The 1258-nt window shown below is 74.4% G+C and carries 1 protein-coding gene; it reads left to right on the top strand.

The features are described 5' to 3' along the window. On the top strand, positions 1-1160 hold a 1160-nt coding region (locus D0D37_RS46325), incomplete at its 5' end, for a DUF58 domain-containing protein (protein ID WP_162834824.1). Positions 1161-1258 lie beyond the last annotated feature (98 nt).

Genomic DNA, 1258 nt, shown 5'->3' with positions numbered 1-1258 from the left:
AGATGTGTGTCAGAGACAGGCCGCTGCTGGTCGCCGCCTACATCTCGGCGACCCGGCTGCGCCTCGGCGCCGCGCGCTCCCTGCGCCCGGACCGGGTCGCGGCGGGTTCGTCCGGCGAGGTCGACCTGGAACTGTGGCGCAGCGGACGGCTGCCCGGCGGCGAGGTGCTGCTGGAGGACGGCGTGCCGTACGCGCTGGGCGCCCGCCCGCGTTTCGTGGTCGAGCGGCTGCCGCACGACCGGCGCGTGCTGCTGCGGTATCCGCTGCGGCCGGCCATGCGCGGGATCCAGCAGGTCGGGCCGCTGCGCGCGACGATCACCGACCCGTTCGGGCTCTGCGAGTTCGAGCGGGAGCTGATCGGCCATTCGCGGCTGGTCGTCGTGCCGCGCGTGGTGCCGCTGTGGGGTCTGCCCGGCGGCGCCGGAGCGGGAGCGGGCGACGACGGAAGCGTCCGGCTGCATTCCGGGCAGGGCGAGCCGGACGTGATCGTCCGGCACTACCGGACCGGCGACGACATGCGGAAGGTGCACTGGCGTTCGACCGCGCGCCGCGACGAGATCATGGTCCGCATCGAGGAACGCCCGTGGCGCGGCGGCACGACAGTGCTGCTGGACCACCGCGCGGCCGCGCACCACGGGAGCGGCCCGACGGCGAGCCTGGAGTGGGCGGTGTCGTTCGCCGCGTCGGTGTCGCTGCATCTGCGGCGGACCGGCCACCGGGTGCGGCTGGTGACCGAGCACGGCGTCTCGCTGGCCGACTCCCCCGGCGACGGCGGCGAGGGCTACGACGACCTGGTGCTCGACGCGCTGGCCGCGCTCCAGCCGGCGCACCAGCGAGACGTGACGCTCGGCCACGATCCGGCCGAGGGGCAGGAACTGATCGCGATCCTGGGCACGGTGAGCACGGAATCGGTGCACGAGCTGACGCGGTACCGGGCGCGCGGGGTCCGCAGCCTCGCCGTTCTCCTGGACACTCCGGCGTGGGCGGGTTCGGCCTCGCCGGACCACCTCGCCGCGGCGACGAAGGAATCGGCGGAGCTGCTGCGCGGGGCGGGCTGGGGCGTCGTGGTGGCCGGTCCGAAGACGCCGATGCCCGAGGTGTGGGGCCTGCTGTGCCGCGCGGGCACCCACCGGTCGACGGTGATCGGCGGGACGCGATGAGCGCAACGACCATCGTCGTGAGTGGCGATGCCGGTTCTAACCGGGATTGCCGCGCACGAGCACGCAGGGGGAACCGATGACCACCACTGCTCCCCGCC

The organism is Amycolatopsis circi (genome assembly GCF_003385235.1).
GTDB lineage: Bacteria > Actinomycetota > Actinomycetes > Mycobacteriales > Pseudonocardiaceae > Amycolatopsis > Amycolatopsis circi.
This window is presented reverse-complemented; position numbering and strand designations above follow the sequence as displayed.